Source organism: Kitasatospora sp. NBC_01266 (assembly GCF_036242395.1).
In the GTDB taxonomy this organism is placed as follows: Bacteria; Actinomycetota; Actinomycetes; order Streptomycetales; family Streptomycetaceae; genus Kitasatospora.
This window is the reverse complement of record NZ_CP108458.1, coordinates 3,871,527-3,890,927: the sequence shown is the minus strand read 5'-3', so window position 1 is coordinate 3,890,927 and position 19,401 is coordinate 3,871,527. Positions and strand designations below refer to the sequence as shown.

The following is a 19,401-nucleotide window of genomic DNA, read 5'->3' as shown; positions in this document are numbered from 1 at the left end:
GCCGCGCTGGGTCGTTCGGTTGTGCGCGTGGCGCTGAGGCGCTGAGGTGCTGTGGTGTTGCGGTGCTGTGGTGTTGAGAACGATCAGGCGCTGAGGCGCTCGCCGGTGCTGGTCGAGAAGACGTGCGTCTCGCCGCCGGTCGGGACCACGTGGATGGTCTCGCCCTTCTGCGGGATCTGCCGGCCGTGGACCCGCACCACGATGTCCACGTCCTCGCCACTGATCTTGGTGGTGCCGTAGACGAAGCCGTCCGCGCCGAGCTCCTCGACCACGTTGACCGTGACGGCCACGCCGTCGATCCCGCCGCCGGAGACGATCTCGAAGTGCTCCGGGCGGATGCCCACGGTCACCGTCTTGTCGCTGCCGGCGCCGGCCAGGTGCTCGCGGTCGATGTTGATCACCGAGCCGCCGAACTTCACGCCGCCGTCCACCAGCGGGACGTTGACCAGGTTCATCGCGGGCGAGCCGATGAAGCCGGCGACGAAGACGTTCGCGGGCTTGTCGTACATCTTCCGCGGCGTGTCCACCTGCTGGAGCAGGCCGTCCTTGAGCACGGCGACCCGGTCGCCCATGGTCATGGCCTCGGTCTGGTCGTGCGTCACGTAGACCGTGGTGATCCCCAGGCGGCGCTGCAGGCCGGCGATCTGCGTACGGGTGGAGACGCGGAGCTTGGCGTCCAGGTTGGACAGCGGCTCGTCCATCAGGAAGACCTGCGGCTCGCGGACGATCGCACGACCCATCGCGACACGCTGGCGCTGACCGCCGGAGAGCGCCTTCGGCTTGCGGTCCAGGTACTCGGTGAGGTCGAGGATCTTCGCGGCCTCCTCGACCTTCTTGCGGATCTCGGCCTTGTTGACGCCGGCGATCTTGAGCGCGAAGCCCATGTTGTCCGCGACGGTCATGTGCGGGTACAGCGCGTAGTTCTGGAACACCATGGCGATGTCCCGGTCCTTGGGCGGCAGGTGGGTCACATCGCGCTCGCCGATCCGGATGGCGCCGCCGTTGACGTCCTCCAGCCCGGCCAGCATCCGCAGGCTGGTCGACTTGCCGCAGCCGGATGGGCCGACCAGCACGAGGAACTCGCCGTCCTCGATGTGCAGATCCAGCGCGTCGACGGCGGGCTTGGTGCCGCCCGGGTACAGCCGGGTCGCCTTGTCGTACGTGACAGAAGCCATGATGGTGCGTCTCCTTCACCGGCAGGAACGTGCCGGACGATCCGAGTAAAGGGGTGAACTGGTGCGCGCCGGCCCCGTTTCGACTGGTGGTCTGTACCACCCGAGAACCGACTCCGGCAGAGGCTACCCGCCGCCTTCCCCCTTGTCAGCCCCCTCCGTGCCCCCGCCGGTACCAGTCCGATCACACTCCCGCCGAACTCCCCACCCTTCCGCCCCCACGCGACCCACCCCTGCCGGTAGACTGCGACCCGGTTGCCGCCGTGGCCCACGCCGCGGAGGGTTGCCGTGCCTCCTTAGCTCAGTTGGCCAGAGCACCGCTCTTGTAAAGCGGGGGTCGTCGGTTCGAACCCGACAGGGGGCTCCGGAGTCTGAGATTCTCCGCGCGAGATGCACGCAGGGCCCTTCCCCGATCGTTGGGAAGGGCCCTGCGCCGTCCTGGGGGACAGCCCGGGGGCACGGCGCTGTGCTGCCCGGTGTGGGGTGGCGGTCCGGCGTCTGCGGGAGGGTGCCGGGCCGCCGGGGGGTGTTACTACAGGCTGTTCCAGGTGATGGAGAAGTTGCCGCCGGAGAGGCTGGAGATGGTGGCCTCCGCGGAGCCGTCCGAGTCGGAGGTCATGTTGATGCCGACCGGGTTGCTGTTGCTCAGCGAGGAGCCGTTGACCGTCGAGTTCTTGAAGTTGACGGTGCCGAAGTCGTCCAGCGGCAGGACGCCGCCGTCCCACGGGGCCTCGGCGATCACCTCGGCGGAGGAGCGGGCCAGGCCGCTCTCGCTCTTGGTGGTGGTCTTGGTCCAGCCCTCGGTGCTGTCCTTGAGGGTGAGGGTGTACTTGTTGGACGCGTAGCTGACCGTCTCGGTGATGGTGTCACCGGGCTCGACGTTGTTGTTGTAGGTCACCGGGTCGGCCGGGTACATCTCGTACCAGGCGGAGTACTGGGCCTGGCCGCCGGAGCAGTCGGCCTCGGTGCCGGTCTGCTCCACCGAGCTGGAGCTGTAGCCGTCCAGGCCCACCCAGAAGCTGGAGTAGCCGTCGCCCTGGGAGCAGTCGACGGCGGGCTGGACGAAGGTCGTCGACACGTTGGTGTAGGTGGAGCCGGTGGCCGCGTAGCCGGACCAGTTGTCGCTGGTGGTCGTGGTGTTGCTCGGGCCGCCGTGGCTGAGGAAGAACGGCGTGGCGGTGCCGGCCCGGCCCGAGACGTGGTGCATCGGGGCCTGAACCAGCGGTGTTGCGGCCAGCACCGGGGCGGCGGCGGCCAGCGGGGCGATGGTGAGCGCGGCTGCGATCGCGGCAGCGGAGATGGAGCGGCGGGACGGGGACATGGGGGTCTCCTCTGGTGCCAGTCCGTGGGGGGAGTCAACATGACTGCGCGTCACCACCGTTCTTGTGGACGGGAGGTGATGGTCAGTCATGGCCGAGCGGTAGCTACCTGATCGGGAAAGGTAGGTTCGGCGCGGCCCGGCGACAAGAGGTTCGGCGCGTGCATGGTCAAAGGTTTGCTTGTGATGTATCCCACAGCCCAAGGATGGTTGAGCTGTGCGCGACAGAACGGTGCAGGCCGAAGCGGTGGTCGGGCCCGTCAGGTGGAGGGGTCAGTCGGCGCTCAGCGCGTAGCAGGTGAGTCGGCCGCCGCCGGTGTGCGAGGTGGCCGCGTCGTCCTGCTCGTAGTCGCCGGCCATGAAGTGCACGGTGTGCCCGGTCCAGGCGGTGGGGACGGGGGCGGTGACCGGTGCGGCGGCCTGGCAGCCGGGGGCGCCGGCGCAGTCGCCCGCGAAGGTCAGGGTGCCGTTGCCGTTGTCGGTGATGGTGTAGCCGAAGGCCGTTCCCAGGCGCACCCCGCTGAGCAGGTGGTACTTCAGGATCTTCTCGCCCGCCGGGGCCGGGCCGACCGAGCCCTCGCGCTTGGGCACGGTCTCCATGGTCACCCCGACGCTGTCGTCCTGGACGGCCAGCATGACGAAGGGTGCGGCTTCGTCGGCGTCGGCGCCGTGCACCTGGCCGATGGTGATCTCGTGGGAGGCGTCCGGAAGTTGGCCGACGGACAGGGTCTCGCTCAGCTGGTGGCAGGCGGTGCCGGGGGTGAACTTCCGTGCTGCGGACAGCTCGGTGCGGGAGTGCAGCGAGTGCGCGGTGGTGGCGCCGCCCGCGGGTGCCCAGAAGGCCAGGCTGCCGCCCGGACCCTGGGTGAGGTACGGGTCGGTGAGCCGGGCCGGGGTCAACTGCTCGGCCACCGAAGGGTCGCCGGGCTTCGCGGTGGGCAGCACCAGCGCCCAGGCGCTCAGGTCCACCGGAGTGACCGCCGGGCTGCCGGCGGCGGGCGGGGCGGCCGGGGCGGTTGCGGTGGTCGTGCAGGCGCCCGGCGCGGCGGGTCCGGGGGTGGCGGGGGCGGGGACGGAAGCGGCGCCGGCAGCCGCCCGGTGATGGCCGCCACCGGAGGCGCCGCAACTGCTCAGCAGGAGGCCGCAGACCACTGCGGCCAGCGTGCGGGCCGCGGTGCTGTGGGTGTCTGCCATGGGGGCCTTCCGGAGTCGATCGGGTGCTGCGAAGGGTGGGGACGGGCCGCCGGGGCACCGCGCCCGCCGGCGAGCGGCGTCAGAGCGTGACGAAGCTCAGCCCCTTGGCCTTGAGCGCGGGCAGGACGGTCTTCAGCGCGTCCAGGGTCTGCGAGCGGTCGCCGCCGCCGTCGTGGCAGAGCAGGATGTCGCCGGGGTGGGCGGCCAGCAGCTTCGAGGTGATGTGCGGGACGCCGGGGCGCGACCAGTCGCGCGGGTCGATGTCCCAGTCGATCGGGACCATGCCGTACTTGGCGACGGTCGCGAAGATGGTCGGGGACCAGTCGCCGCCGGGGGAGCGGAACAGCGTGGGGGCCGGGGCGCCGGCGTCCACGATGACCGACTGGGCGTCGACGATCTGCTGCTCGATCTGGGCGGCGGTGTGGTGCGAGAAGGGCTGCGGGTGGGTCATCGTGTGGTTGGCCACGGTGTGCCCGTCGGCGGCGATCGCCTTGATCAGGTCCTTGTACAGGTGCGCCTGGCTGCCGACCACCGAGAAGGTGGCCCGGATGTCGTACTTGCGCAGCAGCGCCAGCATCTGCGGGGTGTAGACCGGGCTGGGGCCGTCGTCGATGGTCAGCGCGACCGCGTCGGCGGGGGCGTTCGGCAGCAGGTCGTGCACCGTGAAGACGGCCTTGCCGCGCACCGCCACCGGGGAGGCCGCCACGGGGCTCGGCAGGCCGGAGGCGGCCTGCGGGTTGCCCGGGTCGCCCGGGGAGAAGGAGTCGGACGGCTCGCCGGAGCCGCCCGGCAGCGGGGCGGAGCCGTGGGCCGGCGTCGAGTCGGAGCAGCCGGCCAGCGCCGCGGAGGCGACTGAGGCCGCGCCCAGCGTGGTCCAGGCGAGCAGGCGGCGGCGGGATGGCTGGTCGGCGTCGGACGGCTGGGGCGACCGGGCTATCGGCATGGCGGGACCTCAGTGCTGGCGGGGACGGATACATCTGAGTCGACGCTGGGTGAACTCGAACAGTTCCTGGGCGTCCGCTGGGTGTTGGGCTCGATCGGCAAGGTTTGCTCGGAGCTCGGCCCTGGATGAGACTGTGGCGGCGGTCGGGTGGGCCGTTGGCGTCGACTAGGGGGATCACGCGGATGAATCGGGTGGATGTTGAGCAGGAGCGCCTGCGAGATTATCTGACTGGGCCGCGTCTTGATCACGCGCTCTTCGCCCCGGGCTTCGTCGAGGCGGTCGGGGCCGCGAAACTCACAGCCATTCGTGACCGGATCCGCAAGGACTTCGGCGGGCCCGGGCCGGTCCACCCCGACGGGCCCGACGGGACGTTCCGGATGGACTGCCCGCGCGGGGTGCTGCGGGCCGAGATAGCGGTGGACGAGCAGGGGCGGATCACCCGGCTCTGGCTGGAGCCGCAGCTGGACGCCCGGCCGCGCTCGGTGGGGCAGCGGGTGTGGGCGGCTCTGGGGCTGCTGCTGGCGCTGCTGCTGGGCCCGTTCCCCCTGCTGCTCGCCGCCGGCGCCGCGTTCGCCGACAGCCGGGCCGAGCTGCTGCCCGAACTGCCGTTCAGCCTGGCGGCGCTGACGTTCTGGTGGGTGACCATGCCGTGGTCCTGGGTCAGCCAGTACGCCCGGGTGGTGGTCGGCGCGGGCGTACTCGCCCTGCTGGCCGTCGGGCTGGTACGGCTGCCGGGCCTGCCCGCCGGCCACCTGGTCTGGTTCGACGCGACCGGCCCGGTGGTGTCCTTGCTGTGGGCCTGGCAGCTCTGGTCCGGCTGCCGGGAGGCCAAGGCCGAGCGGAGCCCGCTGCTGATCGCCAACCCGCTGCCGGGGAGCCGGGTGCTGGTGGGCCAGGGCGGCGGAAAGCTGGTCAACCACCACGCCCGTCATCCGACCCAGCGGTACGCTCTCGACCTGCTCTGCCTGGGCCCGGCCGGCGCCCGGGCCGGTGGCCTGGCACCGCGCCGGGTGGCCGCGTACCGCGCGTACGGCGCGGTGGTGGCGGCGCCGTGCGCGGCGACGGTGGTCACCGCGGTCGACGGCTACGCCGACCAGCCGGTGCTGGCCAACCAGCGGGAGCAGGGTCCGCTCCAGCCGCAGCCGGTGTACGGCAACCACCTGATCCTGCGGACGGCCGCCGACGAGGACGTGGTGCTGGTCCTCGCCCACCTGCGGGCCGGCAGCCTGCTGGTCGCGCGGGGCGATCGGGTGGCGGTCGGCCAGCCGCTCGCCGAGGTCGGCAACTCGGGCAACACCACCGAGCCGCACCTGCATCTGCACGCCGAGGCCGGCGCCGCCGACGATGCCATCCCGGTGCCGCTGCGGCTGGCCGCCCGCCCGGGGCGGACCCTGCTGCGCGGGCGGCGACTGGACCGCTGAGCACCGGGGCAGGCGAAGCGGGCCGCTGCGCGTCGCGCTCCGTCCGCCGGGTATTCGTGGTCTGCTGGACGGGCGTTGACCCGCTCCACCCGCCCTGTCCGCGAGCATGGCCATGGTCAGCCGCCCCCGCACCCCGAGGAGTTCGCCGCCGATGTCCAGCCTCAGCTACGACCGGGACGGTTTCACGCTCGACGGCCGTCCGTTCCGGATCCTCTCCGGCGCGCTGCACTACTTCCGGGTGCACCCCGAGCAGTGGGAGTCCCGGCTCCAACTGCTGCGCGCGATGGGGCTGAACACGGTGGAGACCTACCTGCCGTGGAACCTGCACGAACCGCGCCCGGGGCAGTACGACTTCAGCGGGTTCCTGGACGTGGAGCGCTTCGTGCGGATCGCCGAGCGGCACGGGCTGAAGGTGCTGCTCCGGCCCGGCCCGTACATCTGTGCGGAGTGGGAGTTCGGCGGTCTGCCCGCCTGGCTGCTCAAGGACCGGTCGATGCGGCTGCGGTGCGCCGATCCCGCGTTCCTGGCCGCCGTCGACGGGTGGTTCGACGCGGTGCTGCCCCGCCTGCTGCCGCTGCTCGCCGAGCGGGGCGGCCCGGTGCTGGCGCTGCAGGTGGAGAACGAGTACGGCAGTTACGGCAACGACGCGGCCTACCTGCGCCATCTCGCCGACGGGCTGCGCCGGCGCGGCGCGGCCTGCCTGCTCTTCACCTCCGACGGTCCGAGCCACCCGATGCTGCAGGGCGGCACGCTGGCGGACGCGCTGCCCACGGTCAACTTCGGGGACCGGGTGGCGGAGAGCTTCGCGGTGCTGCGCGAGTACCTGCCGGACGGGCCCGCGGTCTGCATGGAGTACTGGAACGGGTGGTTCGACAACTGGGGTGCGCCGCACCACACCAGGGACGCGGACGACGCGGCGAAGGTGCTGGACGAACTGCTGGCCGCCGGTGCCTCGGTCAACCTCTACATGGCGCACGGGGGTACCAACTTCGGCTATCTGAACGGCGCCAACCTGGAGGACGGCCGGCTCAAGCCCACCGTCACCAGCTACGACTACGACGCCGCGATCGACGAGGCGGGCCGGCCGACCGAGAAGTACTGGGCGTTCCGCGATGTCCTCGGCCGCTACACCGAGTTGCCGCCGCCGCCGGAGGACCAGGTGGCGTTCCTGGAGCCGCGGACCCTCGAACTCGGGCCGCCGGTACCGCTGCTGGAGCTGGCCGAGCAACTCGGCATCCCGGTCCGGGCCGCCGCCCCGCTCTCGATGGAGGAGCTGGACCAGTCCTACGGCTTCGTGCTCTACCGCACCTGGGTCAGCGGGCCGCGCGAGGCGGCGGAGTTGGCGGTGGACGGGCTCGGTGACCGCGCGCAGGTCTTCCTGGACGGCCGGCCGGTGGGCGTGCTGGACCGGACCGGGCACACCACCGGTGCGGTCGAGTTGGCGGTGCCGGCCGGCGGGGCCCGGCTCGAACTGCTGGTGGAGAACCTCGGACGGGTCAACTACGGCCCGCGGCTTGCCGATCGCAAGGGCATCGCGGGCGGGGTCCGGCACGGGGAGCAACTGCTGCTGGGGTGGCAGATGTTCGGGCTGCCGCTCGCTGATCCGGGCCGGGTGGGCGCGGCTGCGGGCGGGAGCACGGGGGCCTCGGAGGCCGGAGAGCTGACGGACCGTCCGGTGCTGCGCCGTGCCGTGCTGGAGGTGGACCGTCCGGCGGACACGTTCGTGCTGACCGAGGGCCACGGCAAGGGGCTCTGCTGGGTCAACGGCTTCCTGCTCGGCCGCTACTGGGACATCGGCCCGCAGCAGACCCTCTACCTCCCCGGCCCGCTGCTGCGCCCCGGCAGCAACGAACTGGTGCTGCTGGAGCTGCACGGGCCGCGCGGGGCGGGGCTGGAGCTGGTGGACCAGCCGGTGCTGGACCGGCTGGGCGCCAACTGATCCGGCCTGAGGATCAGTTCAGGCGGGCGGTGGCCTCACCCAGGCCGCAGGCCGCGCCGGTCCGCTCGCCCGCCTAGGCTGGGGTGTATGGAGAACAGACTGGGGGAGTTCCTCCGATCGCGCCGGGCGCGGATCCAGCCGGAGCGGGAGCGGTCATGAGCGCCGCCGCGGCGATCGAGTGGATCACGGTGCCGAGCCCGCTGCCGACCGGCCCGCTGACCATCGGGGTCACCGGGACCGGGGTGGCGGCGGTGCACTTCACCCCGCAGAGCGTGCCCGCCGACCCGCGGTGGTGCGCCGAGCCGGGTCGGGTGGCGGCGGTGACCGAGCGGTTCGCCGGGTACTTCGCCGGGCGGTACCGCGAGTTGGCGCTGCCGCTGGACTGGCGGCTGACCGGCGGGCCGCACCAGGTGGTGCTGGAGACGCTCCACCGGACGGTGCCGTACGGCGAGACGATCACGTACGGCCGACTGGCCGAGCGCAGCGGGGTGTTCGAGAGCGTCGCGCAGAGCCCGGGGCTGGCGGCCCGGACGGTGGGGCAGATGATGGGCGCCAACCCGCTCGCGGTGCTGGTGCCCTGCCACCGGGTGGTCGCCGCGGACGGCCTGGGCGGGTTCGGGAACGGACGGGTCGGGCTGGACGTCAAGCGCTGGCTGCTGACCCTGGAGGGCTGGCTGGCGCCGACGCTGGACTGGGACGGGCCGAGCTGACGGCGGAATTCCGTGGCCGGAAGGAACGATTCTGTCCGGAATTCCCCGAACAGAATTCGCTCAGAGTAGCTAATCGTACTAATTAATCCGATCAATCAATCACCCGTCCGAGTGATTGCGCGGTGATCGCCGTGGCCCCAGTCTGGAATGCAGCAGTCCGCATCATTTTCTGGGGGAGGGCCCCGTCATGACCACTGAGACCAATGTCGGTATTCCGGCACCTGGTAGCTCGCCGGAGAATCAGCAGCAGAGTCTCGCGACCGCCGCGGCTCGGAATCTGGCCACCACCACCAAGTCCACGCCGCAGATGCAGGGCATCAGCTCGCGCTGGCTGCTCAGGGTGCTGCCCTGGGTCCAGGTGTCGGGTGGCACCTACCGGGTCAACCGCCGGCTCAGCTACGCCATCGGGCGCGGTCGGGTGAGCTTCGTCAAGACCGGGGCCGCGGTGCGGGTGCTGGCCCCCACGCTCCGGGAGCTGCCGGCCCTGCGCGGCTTCGAGGACGACGCCCTGCTGGAGGAGCTGGGCGCCCGGTTCGTCCAGCGTGACTTCCGGGCCGGCGAGGAGCTGTGCGTGGCCGGGCAGCCGATCGACGAGGTCTTCCTGATCGCGCACGGCAAGGTCAACAAGATCGGCTCCGGCAAGTACGGCGACCACGCTGTGGTCGGGGTGCTGGCCGACGGCGACCACCTCGGCGACGAGGCGCTGACCTCCGCCGACGGCGCCTGGCCGTACAGCGTCCGGGCCGCCACCGCCGGCACTGTGATGGCCCTCGCCTGGCCCGCGTTCCAGGAGCTCGCCGACCGCTCGGAGGCGCTGCGCGCCCAGCTGCTGCAGTTCCTCGCCGACGCCGAGAAGCCGCAGACCAGGCACGGCGAGGCCGAGATCGAGCTGGCCGCGGGCCACGAGGGCGAGCACGAGCTGCCCGGCACTTTCGTGGACTACGAGCTCACCCCGCGCGAGTACGAGCTGAGCGTCGCGCAGACCGTGCTGCAGGTGCACAGCCGGGTCGCGGACCTCTACAACGAGCCGATGAACCAGATCGAGCAGCAGTTGAAGCTCACCATCGAGGCGCTGCGCGAGCGCCAGGAGTACGAGCTGATCAACAACCGTGACTTCGGTCTGCTCCAGAACGCCGAGTACGACCAGCGGATCCAGACCCACTCCGGCCCGCCCACTCCGGACGACATGGACGAGCTGCTCAGCCGCCGCCGGGGCACCAGGGTCTTCCTGGCTCACCCGAAGGCCATCGCCGCCTTCGGCCGCGAGTGCAGCACCCGGGGCCTCTACCCGGGCACCGTCGAGCTGCAGGGGCAGCAGGTGCCCTCCTGGCGCGGGGTGCCGATCCTCTCCTGCAACAAGATCCCGATCGTGGACGGCCACACCAGCTCGATTCTGGCGATGCGTATCGGTGAGGACAACCAGGGCGTGGTCGGTCTGCACCAGACCGGCATTCCCGACGAGTACCAGCCCAGCCTCTCGGTCCGTTTCATGGGCATCAACGAGAAGGCGATCATCTCCTACCTGGTGAGCGCCTACTACTCGGCGGCCATTCTGGTGCCGGATGCGATCGGCGTGCTGGAAAACGTGGAAATCGCCCGCCCGCGCAGCTGATCCGGGTATTTCCCGGTCGCCCCGGGAGCATTTCCCGGGGCGACCGGCGGGTGGCAGCCCCACGGGTGCAGCCGCCGCCTTCGCACGCTCGACTTCTGGGGGGACCAGCGATATGGGGACCGAAACACTCAGCCTGGGCCGGGACAACCACAACGACCGGGGCAAGCAGAACGATCAGGGCGGCCGGGCCGGCGCCATACCGGCGGCGCGTCCCGAACCCGCCATCACCGCCATGCCGTTCGGCGAGGACCAGGCGGCGGAGCTGCTGGCCCGGGCCCGGGCGGCCGTCGACCCGGCGCTGCGGACCGCCGTGGAGAGCATGCCCGAGTCGATGGCCCGGGTCGCCGCCTACCACTTCGGCTGGCGGGAGGCCGACGGCACCCCGGCCGGGGCGGACGCCGGCAAGGCCATCCGGCCCGCGCTGGTGCTGGCCGCCGCGCAGGCCTGCGCCGACCGGGGCACCCCGGCCGCCGAGGTCGCCGGGTCGGTGACCCGCGCCGCCGCGGCCGTCGAGCTGGTGCACAACTTCACCCTGCTGCACGACGATGTGATCGACCGTGACCAGACGCGCCGCCACCGGCTCACCGCCTGGCGGGTGTTCGGCTCGACCGAGGCGATCCTGGCCGGCGACGCCATGCACTCGCTGGCCCTGCGCACCCTGGCCGAGGACACCCACCCGATGGCCGGCGAGGCGCTGCGCCGGCTCGCCCACTGCGTGGTCGAGCTCTGCGACGGCCAGCAGGCCGACTGCGCCTTCGAGCAGCGCAGCACCGTCTCGCTGCCCGAGTGCCTGACGATGGCCGAGGCCAAGACCGGCGCGCTGCTCGGCGCCGCCTGCGCGATCGGCGCGCTGTACGGCGGTGCCGGTGAGCAGGGGGCCGCCGCGATGGACGCCTTCGGCCGTGAGATCGGGCTGGCCTTCCAGCTGATCGACGACCTGATCGGGATCTGGGGCGACCCGGCGGTGACCGGAAAGCCGGTCGGCGCCGACCTGCTGGTCCGCAAGAAGTCGCTCCCGGTGGTGGCGGCCCTCGGCTCGGGCACGGCGGCCGGTGACGAGTTGGCCGAGATCTACGCGCTGGACCGCCCGCTCACCGCCGACGAGGTGCGCCGCGCCACCGCGGCCGTGGAGCGGGCCGGCGGCCGGGCCTGGGCCCAGGGTGCCTCCTGCGAGCACATGGCCGCCGCGATCGATCACCTCTCCGTCGCCGTGCGGGAGCCCTCGGCGGCCGACGACCTGCTGGCCCTGGCCGAGTTGGTCACCCGCCGCAACCGTTGAGCCTGACACCTTCCCGAGCCTGACACTTTCCGAGGAAGAACCCGTCATGAGCCTGATGGACATCGGCACTGTCCTCATAGTCCTGGCCGTCCTGGCCGTCCTCCTCAGACTGGTGCAACGCTGGATCCCGCACCACGTGCGCGAGGCGCACAACGACGTCGCGGGGTTCATCTTCGCGGCGGTCGGCGTGATCTACGCCGTGCTGCTCGCCTTCGTGGTGGTCACGGTCTGGACCAACGACGACTCGGCCCGCAAGACCACCTTCGAGGAGGCCGACGCGGTCGCCGGAATCTACTGGATCTCCCGTGAGCTGCCCGCGCCGCTCGGCCCGCAGCTGGAGCAGCAGACCCTCAGCTACGCGCGGACGGTGATGAACACCGAGTGGCCGCTGATGGCCAAGCACGAGAGCAGCCCGCAGGCCACCGACCTGGTGTACCAGATGCGCAGCGGCGTCTTCTCGATCAATCCCACCAACGCCCAGCAGCAGGTGCTCTACGAGCACGCGGTGACCCATGTCGAGGCCCTCGCCTCGCAGCGCCGGGCCCGGCTGAACGAGGTGGACGACGAGGTGCCGTCGCTGCTCTGGGTGGCGCTGATCGTGGGCGGGGTGCTGACCGTCGGCTTCACCTTCCTCTTCGGCCTGCCGAACACCCTGGCGCACTCGCTGATGGTGCTCTCGCTCGGCGGCCTGGTGGTGATCTCGCTGCTGCTGATCAAGGAGATGAACTTCCCGTTCACCGGGGTCACCGCGGTCAAGCCGACCGCCTTCGAGGTCTTCCTCCAGCGGCTGCCCCCGCCGCGCTGAGCCCCAGCGGTGCTGGCGGTGCGGGAAGTCGGCCAGGCCGACTTCCCGCACCGCCGCGTTGCTCAGAGCTCTCCGGCCAGGATCCGCCGCTCCTTCTCCGGGTCGATGCCGAGCGGCACGCCGCCCTGGGTGTAGGGCCCCTCGCGCGGGCCGCGCTGCTGGATCCAGGCCCAGGTGTCGCGCACCGTCTCGCTCAGCGGGCGGCACCGCAGGCCGGCGGCCCGCGCCTTGCGGCTGTCCGCCTGCCAGATCCCGGCCGGCCGCCCGTCCTCGCCGAACTCGGCATACCAGAGCGGCAGTTCGGTCCACTCCTCGACCCCGGCCGCGCGCAGCCGGTCGTCGTCCACCCAGTGCAGCTCGGCGTCGGATCCGGTCGCGGCCACACAGGCGGCCAGCATCTCGCCGTAACTGCTCGACCCGGGCAGCGCGGTGGTCAGGTAGCTGCCGCTCGCACCCCGCTCGGCCAGGTCGAGGCCGAAGACGGCGAAGTCGCGCGCGTCGATCAGCTGGATCGGCAGGTCGGGACGGCCCGGGGCGAGCACCCGGCCGCCGCGCGCGATCCGCTCCAGCCACCAGGGCAGCCGGCCGACGTTCTCGTACGGCCCGTTCAGCAGACCGCAGTTGAGCATGATCGAGCGCTCGCCGAACTGCTCCGCCACCGCCCGCTCGCACCCCGCCTTGAGTCCGGTGCTGAACGGCAGGTCGGGCGGCGAGTCGGCCGGGCAGTCGTGCAGCGGGGAGTCCTCGTCGACCGGCGCGGCGGGCCAGTCGGCGAAGGCGTGCACGGAGGAGACGAAGAGGTAGCGCCCGGCATGCCCGCGCAGCGCCCGGGCCGCGCGCGCCACGGTGTGCGGCTGCTGGCCGCTGGTGTCGATCACCAGATCCCAGGACCGCTCGGCGCCCGGGGCCCGGGCGACCAGCGCGGCCAGGTCCTGGTCGCTGTCGCGGTCACCGCGGACCGCCTCGGTGCCCGGCAGGTCGGGGCCGGACCGGCCGCGGTTGAAGGTGGTCACCTGGTGGCCCCTGGCCAGGGCCTCGGTCACGAAGGCGCGGCCGAGGAAGACCGATCCGCCGAGTATCAGGATTCTCATGCGGCCGATCCTCTCCACCCGGACCCGCTCACAGCGATGCGTTCGCGGACGGCGGATCCGCCCAGGGCTGAGCACAGGCCCGGTTGATCGACCGTCAGGGCGATTCTGAGGCGGCGTTGTGTCTCGCTTCGGCCACATCCCCATTGCTTTCTCATCCGCCCGTGCAACAACTACCCGTGCTGGGGAGTCCTAGGAATCACCGGGCGATTCCGGGGGTTCAGCGTGCGGGTCACGAGGGTGAGGAGTTGGACGTGGCGGAGGTCGGAGCGGGACTCGGGACAGGGCTGGGCGCGTTGCCCGACGGATTCGGCGAGGGCGTCGGCGCGGCGCTCGGCGGGCTGCTCGGACGGACGGACGAACTCGGCGTGACCGACGGGCCCGACGTGGGGTTCGCGCTCGGGCTGTCGCTGCTGCTCGGCGCGGTGCTCGCGCTGCTGCCCGCGCTGGGCGTCACCGAGGGGCTCGGGCTCGCCACGCCGCTGGGGTTCGCGCTGGCGCTGGGGGTCGAGGCGGGGGAGGAGGCCGAGGGGCTGGGCGTCGGCGAGGGTGTCCCGGCGCTGTCGCCGGTCAGACTGACCACGGCCTGCGACGGCGGCAGCGAGATCGTGGCCGCCCAGTGACCGCTCGGCGCGAGCTGCTCGTCCACGGTGACGGTCACCGTGATCCGCTGACCGGGGGCCAGGGTGCCCGCGTCGCGGCTGAGGCGTAGCCAGGCGCAGTCGGGCACGGCGCGCCAGTCGATCGGCAGGTCGCCGGTGTTGGTCAGGGTGAGCACGGTGCGGCTGCCGTAGGCACCGGCCTCGACGGTGAGCTGCGCGGTGGGGACCGGGACGCCGCGCAGGCCGGGGTCGCTCAGCGCCACGGCGCCTGCGGCGGGGACCGGTACGGCGACGCCTTGCACGGCCGGCAGCAACGTTTCTGCGCCCACCGGGGCGCCCGCCCACGCCCCCGCCGCCGGGGCGGCCGGGGCGGGCGGGTGCACCACCGCGGCGGCGAGCGCGCTGACCGGCGCCGCCCCGCCGCCCGCCACCGGCGCCGGGGCGGGGGTGGGCCCGGCGGGGGCCGCGCCGGGCTGCGCCCAGCCATCGGGGTCAGGGGTCCCGTCCGCGACCCGGACCGAGGAGACCGCCGCCGTGCCGGTCGCGGCCGACCCGTCCCGGTGGGCCACCCAGAGCGCGGTCAGCGGCGCGCTGAGGACGGCGGCGAGCACCCCGGTGGTGAGCGCCCGCTGGCGCACCAGGACGGCCCGCTCGTGCAGATCGCCGCCGGGGCGGTGGCGCTCCAGCAGGCCGGGCGCCCGGTGCCGGGGAAAGCCGCGCTGGTCGAACCGGGTGGGCCGGGCAGGCCGGGCGGTCGGGGCGGGCTGAGCCGGACGGCGGGGCCGGGGCGGGCACGGAACGTCGGCCTGGTCGACGTCCGGCGCGGCCAGCAGCGGCAGCCCGGCCGGCCCGCCGCCCGCTTCCGCGAGCGTCGCGCCGACCCGCTCGGCGGTGCCCCGGCAGGTCGGGCAGCCTGCCACGTGCCCCACCAGCTCGCGACGCAGCGCCGGGCCGAGCACCCAGGAGCGCCAGTGGTCCGCACCGGCCCCGCCGAGCCGGCCCAGCTCGGGACAGCTGCCGACCCCCAGTACCAGCAGCGCCAACCTGGTCCGCTCCACCTCGGCGGTCCCCGCTGCCAGCAACCGCCGCGCCGCCTGCGCCTCCACCCCGAGCACCGCCGCCACCTCCAGCGGGGTGAGCCGGTGGCGCAGCGACAGCTCCAGCGCCTCGCGCTGCTCGGCGGTGGTCCCGGCCGCCTCCGGCCAGGCCAGCTCGCCCAGCCGTTCCGGGGCATCGCCGTCCCCGCCGGGGCCGTCACCGTCCGCCGGCGGCGGGTCACCCGCGCCCAGCCGCCGCACGCACACGTAGCGCGCCAGCGAGTACAGCCAGGCGCGGTGCAGCCCGGGGTCGGCCAGCCGGTCCGCGTTGGCGAGGGCCAGCTGCCGGGTCTCGTCCAGCGCCGCGAGGGCGGCCCGCCGGTCGCACAGCACCGAGAGGCAGTAGGTGTACAGGCCGTCCAGCAGCTGGTCGAAGGCCGCGGCGGGGTCCAGACGGGGGTTCATCCTCCCGACGGTAGGGACCCGTCGCCCGGCGGCCCGGAAAGTCGGCCCGTTTGTCCTTCTTTCGGGTAACAGCACCGCACAGCGGCTGACAACCCGTTGTCGGTCCGACCCGCTACGGTGGCCCCCATGGCAGCCCGCACCTCGAAGACCACCGCCAAGCCCCGCCCGGCCTACCGCTGCACGGAGTGCGGCAACCAGCTGCCCAAATGGGTCGGCCGCTGCCCCGAGTGCAACGCCTGGGGCACGGTCGAGGAGTACGGCGCCGTCCCGATCCGCACCACCGCGGCCGGCCCGGTCAGTGCGCCGGCCCGTCCGATCGGCCAGGTCGACGGGCAGGTCGCCACCGCCCGCTCCACCGGCGTGCCGGAGCTGGACCGGGTGCTCGGCGGCGGTCTGGTGCCGGGCGCCGTGGTGCTGCTGGCCGGCGAGCCCGGGGTCGGCAAGTCCACCCTGCTGCTGGACGTCGCCGCCAAGGCCGCCACCTCCCAGCACCGCACCCTCTACGTCACCGGTGAGGAGTCGGCCGGTCAGGTCCGGCTGCGCGCCGACCGGATCGATGCCCTCTCCGACCACCTCTACCTGGCCGCCGAGCAGGACCTGGGCGCGGTGCTCGGCCACATCGAGCAGGTCAACCCCGGCCTGCTGATCCTCGACTCGGTGCAGACCATCGCCTCCGCCGAGCTGGACGGCGCGCCCGGCGGCCCGGCCCAGGTGCGCGAGGTGGCCGGGGCGCTGATCCGGGCCTCCAAGGACCGCGGCATGGCCACCCTGCTGGTCGGCCACGTCACCAAGGACGGCCAGATCGCCGGCCCCCGCCTGCTGGAGCACCTGGTCGACGTGGTGCTCTCCTTCGAGGGCGACCGGCACGCCCGGCTGCGGATCATCCGCGGCGTCAAGAACCGCTACGGCGCCACCGACGAGGTCGGCTGCTTCGAGCTGCACGACGAGGGCATCGTCGGCCTCGCCGACCCCTCCGGCCTCTTCCTGACCCGCCGTGACAAGCCGGTCCCCGGAACCTGTCTGACGGTGACGCTGGAGGGCAAGCGCCCGCTGGTCGCCGAGGTGCAGGCGCTGATGGTGGACTCCCAGATCCCCTCCCCGCGCCGCACCACCTCGGGTCTGGAGTCGCCCCGGATCGCGATGATCCTGGCCGTGGTCGAGCGGCACGGCGGCGTCAAGCTCGGCAAGCAGGACATCTACACCGCCACCGTCGGCGGCGTGAAGCTCACCGAGCCCTCCGCCGACCTGGCGGTGGCGCTGGCGGTGGCCAGCTCCTCCACCGACACCCCGCTGCCCAGCAACCTGGTGGCGATCGGCGAGGTGGGCCTGGCCGGCGAGGTCCGCCGGGTGACCGGCGTGCAGCGCCGACTGGCCGAGGCGCACCGGCTCGGCTTCACCCACGCCCTGGTTCCGCCGGACCCGGGCAAGGTGCCGCCCGGCATGAAGGTGGTCGAGGTGGCGGACATCGGAGAGGCGCTGCGGGCGATCCCCGGCCGCCGCCGGGCCGCCGCCAAACCCCGTACGGAGCAGCGCGCGCAGGCCGGCACCGCTCCGGTGGTCCCGCCGCCGGCCGCCTGGCCGGACGAGGTGATGGCGGGCTGGGAACCGGTCGATTCGGACGAACTGGCCTGACCGAGGCTCCGTCAGCGCGCCCGCACCGTAGACTTTGCCCTGTCCAGCACCAGAACGGGCAGTAGCGAACGAGGGACCGGGGCCACCGGGTGGCGCGGAACCGGCCGGCCTAAGGAGTCACGTGGCAGCGAGCGACCGGGTGGAGAAGTCCCCCCGCGAGGAGGCCCTGCTGCGCTCCTCGCTGCAGGCGATCGCGCCCGGCACGCCGCTGCGCGACGGCCTGGAGCGGGTGCTGCGGGCCAACACCGGCGGACTGATCGTGCTCGGCCTGGACAAGACCGTCGAGTCGCTCTGCACCGGCGGCTTCGTGCTGGACGTCGAGTTCACCGCCACCCGGCTGCGCGAGCTGTGCAAGCTGGACGGTGCGGTGGTGCTCGACAAGGACATCACCAAGATCGTCCGGGCCGGGGTGCACCTGATGCCGGACGCCTCGATCCCCACCGACGAGACCGGCACCCGCCACCGCACCGCCGAGCGGGTCAACAAGCAGACCGGCTTCCCGGTGGTCGCCGTCTCGCACTCGATGCGGCTGATCGCGATGTACGTCAACGGCACCCGCCGGGTGCTGGAGGACTCGACCACCGTGCTCTCCCGGGCCAACCAGGCGCTGGCCACCCTGGAGCGCTACAAGCTGCGCCTGGACGAGGTGGCCGGCACCCTCTCCGCGCTGGAGATCGAGGACCTGGTCACGGTCCGGGACGTCACCGCGGTGGCGCAGCGGCTGGAGATGGTCCGGCTGATCGCGGCCGAGATCGCCGGTTACGTGCTGGAGCTCGGCACCGACGGCCGGCTGCTCTCGCTCCAGCTGGACGAGCTGATCGCGGGCGTCGAGCCGGAGCGCGAGCTGGTCGCCCGGGACTACTTCCCGGAGCGGGCCGCCAAGCGCGGGCGCACCGTGCCCGAGGTGCTGGCCGACCTGGAGGCGCTGACCCACGCCGAACTGCTCGACCTGCAGACCGTGGCCAAGGCGATCGGCTACTCCGGCTCGCCCGAGTCGCTGGACGCCGCCGTCTCACCGCGCGGCTACCGGCTGCTGGCGAAGATCCCGCGGCTGCCGAACACCGTCATCGAGCGGCTGGTCGAGCACTTCGGCGGGCTGCAGAAGCTGCTCGCGGCCAGCATCGACGACCTTCAGGCCGTCGAGGGCGTCGGCGAGACCCGGGCCCGCTCGGTGCGCGAGGGGCTGTCGCGGCTGGCGGAGTCCTCGATCCTGGAGCGGTACGTCTAAGACCACCCGGTCCTTGCGGGGCTGACCCCTCGGCCTCGGGGCAGCCCCGGGTTCTGACGTTCCGTCAGCCGTCCAGGCGGGTGGAGACCAGGGCCTTGACCGGTCCGCCGCTGGGGCCGGTCAGCTCCGCCTGCACCGAGTACTTGCCCACCGGGGCCGGGGAGGTGTCGGTCGGCGTCGCGCACTGCGGCTGGCTGTGCGAGCGGTCCCAGACGAAGGTCTCGGTCAGCACGTTGGCCGGGGAGACCTGCACCCAGCGGCTCTGCTTGTCGGTCGGGCAGTCGCCCGAGGACCAGATCCGCTCGCCGCTGGCCGAGCTGACCGTGATCGCGGCGGCACTCTGGCCCAGGTCGACCCGGCAGTTGGTGGTCGAGACGTTGTGGATCTTCAGCTCGAAGGTCGGCTTCTCCGCGGCCTGGTAGGCGTCCTGGGTGCCGGCCAGCTGGAGGGTGAGCTGGGAGGCGGTGCAGGTGGGCAGGGCCAGCACGCCGCCGGTGTTGATCGGCGGCGCGCCACCGCTGTCGCCGCCAGTGCCGCTGCCGCCCGTGCCGCCGCCCGTGCTGCTGCCACTGCCACTGCCGCCGCCGGCCGAACCGCCGCCGGTGCCGCCGCTCGTGGCCCCGCTCGCGCCGCTGCCGCTGCCGCCGTCGGCAGCGCCGGAACCGCTGCCGGTGCCGCCGCTCGTGCCGCCGGGGTAGGAGTTGATCGCGGGGCCGGTCGGGGTGGCGCCCGGCGTGATCGAGCCGGGGGAGGGCGACGTGCTGCGGGCCGGCGCGGGCTGCGCGGTCTTCTCCTTGTCGCCGCCCCCACCGCCCTGACCCAGCGTCAGCCACGCCGCCACGGCCACCACCACCGCGAGGGCGGCGAGCACAACAACCCGCCGCCGCCAGTAGATCGAGGCGGGCAGCGGTCCGACGGGCTGACGCAGTGAAGGCACGATCAAACTCTACGAGAGC

The 19,401-nt window shown here is 72.9% G+C and carries 15 protein-coding genes and 1 tRNA gene; 9 read left to right on the top strand and 7 right to left on the bottom strand.

Translation table 11 applies throughout. The features are described 5' to 3' along the window. Positions 1-83 precede the first annotated feature (83 nt). The gene (locus tag OG403_RS16825) at positions 84-1,175 is read right to left on the bottom strand and encodes an ABC transporter ATP-binding protein (protein ID WP_329565180.1); all 1,092 of its coding nucleotides are present in this window, start codon (positions 1,173-1,175) and stop codon (positions 84-86) included. A 287-nt stretch (positions 1,176-1,462) separates the two neighbouring features. Here OG403_RS16825 and OG403_RS16820 point away from each other — a divergent pair. Continuing rightward, positions 1,463-1,536 (top strand) — tRNA-Thr (locus OG403_RS16820). 168 nt (positions 1,537-1,704) lie between these two features. Here OG403_RS16820 and OG403_RS16815 read toward each other — a convergent pair. The 3 genes from OG403_RS16815 to OG403_RS16805 form a co-directional block, all read right to left on the bottom strand. After that, positions 1,705-2,493 (bottom strand): G1 family glutamic endopeptidase, encoded by a 789-nt coding sequence (locus OG403_RS16815; protein WP_329565178.1) that lies wholly within the window; start codon positions 2,491-2,493, stop codon positions 1,705-1,707. 270 nt (positions 2,494-2,763) lie between these two features. Beyond that, entirely contained in the window at positions 2,764-3,684 is a 921-nt protein-coding gene (locus OG403_RS16810) for a polysaccharide lyase family 7 protein (protein ID WP_329565176.1), read from the bottom strand. A gap of 79 nt (positions 3,685-3,763) precedes the next feature. Further along, the gene (locus tag OG403_RS16805) at positions 3,764-4,627 is read right to left on the bottom strand and encodes a polysaccharide deacetylase family protein (RefSeq protein ID WP_329565174.1); all 864 of its coding nucleotides are present in this window, start codon (positions 4,625-4,627) and stop codon (positions 3,764-3,766) included. Between the two features lie 191 nt (positions 4,628-4,818). Here OG403_RS16805 and OG403_RS16800 point away from each other — a divergent pair, with 191 nt between their 5' ends. The 6 genes from OG403_RS16800 (at position 4,819) to OG403_RS16775 (ending at position 12,393) form a co-directional block, all read left to right on the top strand. Continuing rightward, complete coding sequence (locus tag OG403_RS16800; protein ID WP_329565172.1) at positions 4,819-6,048, top strand: M23 family metallopeptidase; 1,230 nt, start codon at positions 4,819-4,821, stop codon at positions 6,046-6,048. A 151-nt stretch (positions 6,049-6,199) separates the two neighbouring features. Beyond that, positions 6,200-7,987 carry a glycoside hydrolase family 35 protein gene (locus tag OG403_RS16795; RefSeq protein WP_329565169.1) on the top strand — a complete coding sequence of 596 codons (1,788 nt, stop codon included), beginning with the start codon at positions 6,200-6,202 and terminating at the stop codon, positions 7,985-7,987. A gap of 155 nt (positions 7,988-8,142) precedes the next feature. Next, entirely contained in the window at positions 8,143-8,697 is a 555-nt protein-coding gene (locus tag OG403_RS16790; protein WP_329565167.1) for a methylated-DNA--[protein]-cysteine S-methyltransferase, read from the top strand. 187 nt (positions 8,698-8,884) lie between these two features. Then, positions 8,885-10,309: a family 2B encapsulin nanocompartment shell protein gene (locus tag OG403_RS16785; RefSeq protein WP_329565165.1), complete on the top strand. Its 1,425-nt coding sequence runs from the start codon at positions 8,885-8,887 to the stop codon at positions 10,307-10,309. Positions 10,310-10,541: 232 nt separating this feature from the next. Continuing rightward, the gene (locus tag OG403_RS16780; RefSeq protein WP_329572338.1) at positions 10,542-11,588 is read left to right on the top strand and encodes a family 2 encapsulin nanocompartment cargo protein polyprenyl transferase; all 1,047 of its coding nucleotides are present in this window, start codon (positions 10,542-10,544) and stop codon (positions 11,586-11,588) included. A gap of 46 nt (positions 11,589-11,634) precedes the next feature. Further along, positions 11,635-12,393 carry a bestrophin-like domain gene (locus tag OG403_RS16775; protein WP_329565163.1) on the top strand — a complete coding sequence of 253 codons (759 nt, stop codon included), beginning with the start codon at positions 11,635-11,637 and terminating at the stop codon, positions 12,391-12,393. Between the two features lie 62 nt (positions 12,394-12,455). Here the strand turns inward: OG403_RS16775 and OG403_RS16770 are convergent, their stop codons facing one another. Together OG403_RS16770 and OG403_RS16765 are read right to left on the bottom strand one after the other, a co-directional pair. After that, positions 12,456-13,484, bottom strand: a complete 1,029-nt coding sequence (locus OG403_RS16770; protein ID WP_329565161.1) for an NAD-dependent epimerase/dehydratase family protein — start codon at positions 13,482-13,484, stop codon at positions 12,456-12,458. 229 nt (positions 13,485-13,713) lie between these two features. After that, positions 13,714-15,585, bottom strand: a complete 1,872-nt coding sequence (locus OG403_RS16765; protein WP_329565159.1) for a BACON domain-containing protein — start codon at positions 15,583-15,585, stop codon at positions 13,714-13,716. Between the two features lie 126 nt (positions 15,586-15,711). Here OG403_RS16765 and radA point away from each other — a divergent pair, with 126 nt between their 5' ends. Together radA and disA are read left to right on the top strand one after the other, a co-directional pair. Next, positions 15,712-17,217: a DNA repair protein RadA gene (gene radA / locus OG403_RS16760; RefSeq protein ID WP_329565157.1), complete on the top strand. Its 1,506-nt coding sequence runs from the start codon at positions 15,712-15,714 to the stop codon at positions 17,215-17,217. A gap of 121 nt (positions 17,218-17,338) precedes the next feature. Continuing rightward, on the top strand, positions 17,339-18,445 hold the full coding sequence (disA, locus tag OG403_RS16755) for a DNA integrity scanning diadenylate cyclase DisA (protein WP_329565155.1): 1,107 nt from the start codon (positions 17,339-17,341) through the stop codon (positions 18,443-18,445). A 64-nt stretch (positions 18,446-18,509) separates the two neighbouring features. Here disA and OG403_RS16750 read toward each other — a convergent pair whose 3' ends face one another. Further along, on the bottom strand, positions 18,510-19,382 hold the full coding sequence (locus OG403_RS16750; RefSeq protein ID WP_329565153.1) for a hypothetical protein: 873 nt from the start codon (positions 19,380-19,382) through the stop codon (positions 18,510-18,512). Positions 19,383-19,401: the final 19 nt, after the last annotated feature.

Coding starts and splice junctions, on each gene's coding strand:
- OG403_RS16825 (WP_329565180.1), bottom strand. CDS start 1,175: ATGGCTTCTGTCACGTACGACAAGGCGACCCGGCTGTACCCGGGCGGC.
- OG403_RS16815 (WP_329565178.1), bottom strand. CDS start 2,493: ATGTCCCCGTCCCGCCGCTCCATCTCCGCTGCCGCGATCGCAGCCGCG.
- OG403_RS16810 (WP_329565176.1), bottom strand. CDS start 3,684: ATGGCAGACACCCACAGCACCGCGGCCCGCACGCTGGCCGCAGTGGTC.
- OG403_RS16805 (WP_329565174.1), bottom strand. CDS start 4,627: ATGCCGATAGCCCGGTCGCCCCAGCCGTCCGACGCCGACCAGCCATCC.
- OG403_RS16795 (WP_329565169.1), top strand. CDS start 6,200: ATGTCCAGCCTCAGCTACGACCGGGACGGTTTCACGCTCGACGGCCGT.
- OG403_RS16790 (WP_329565167.1), top strand. CDS start 8,143: ATGAGCGCCGCCGCGGCGATCGAGTGGATCACGGTGCCGAGCCCGCTG.
- OG403_RS16785 (WP_329565165.1), top strand. CDS start 8,885: ATGACCACTGAGACCAATGTCGGTATTCCGGCACCTGGTAGCTCGCCG.
- OG403_RS16780 (WP_329572338.1), top strand. CDS start 10,542: ATGCCGTTCGGCGAGGACCAGGCGGCGGAGCTGCTGGCCCGGGCCCGG.
- OG403_RS16775 (WP_329565163.1), top strand. CDS start 11,635: ATGAGCCTGATGGACATCGGCACTGTCCTCATAGTCCTGGCCGTCCTG.
- OG403_RS16770 (WP_329565161.1), bottom strand. CDS start 13,484: ATGAGAATCCTGATACTCGGCGGATCGGTCTTCCTCGGCCGCGCCTTC.
- OG403_RS16765 (WP_329565159.1), bottom strand. CDS start 15,585: ATGAACCCCCGTCTGGACCCCGCCGCGGCCTTCGACCAGCTGCTGGAC.
- radA (WP_329565157.1), top strand. CDS start 15,712: ATGGCAGCCCGCACCTCGAAGACCACCGCCAAGCCCCGCCCGGCCTAC.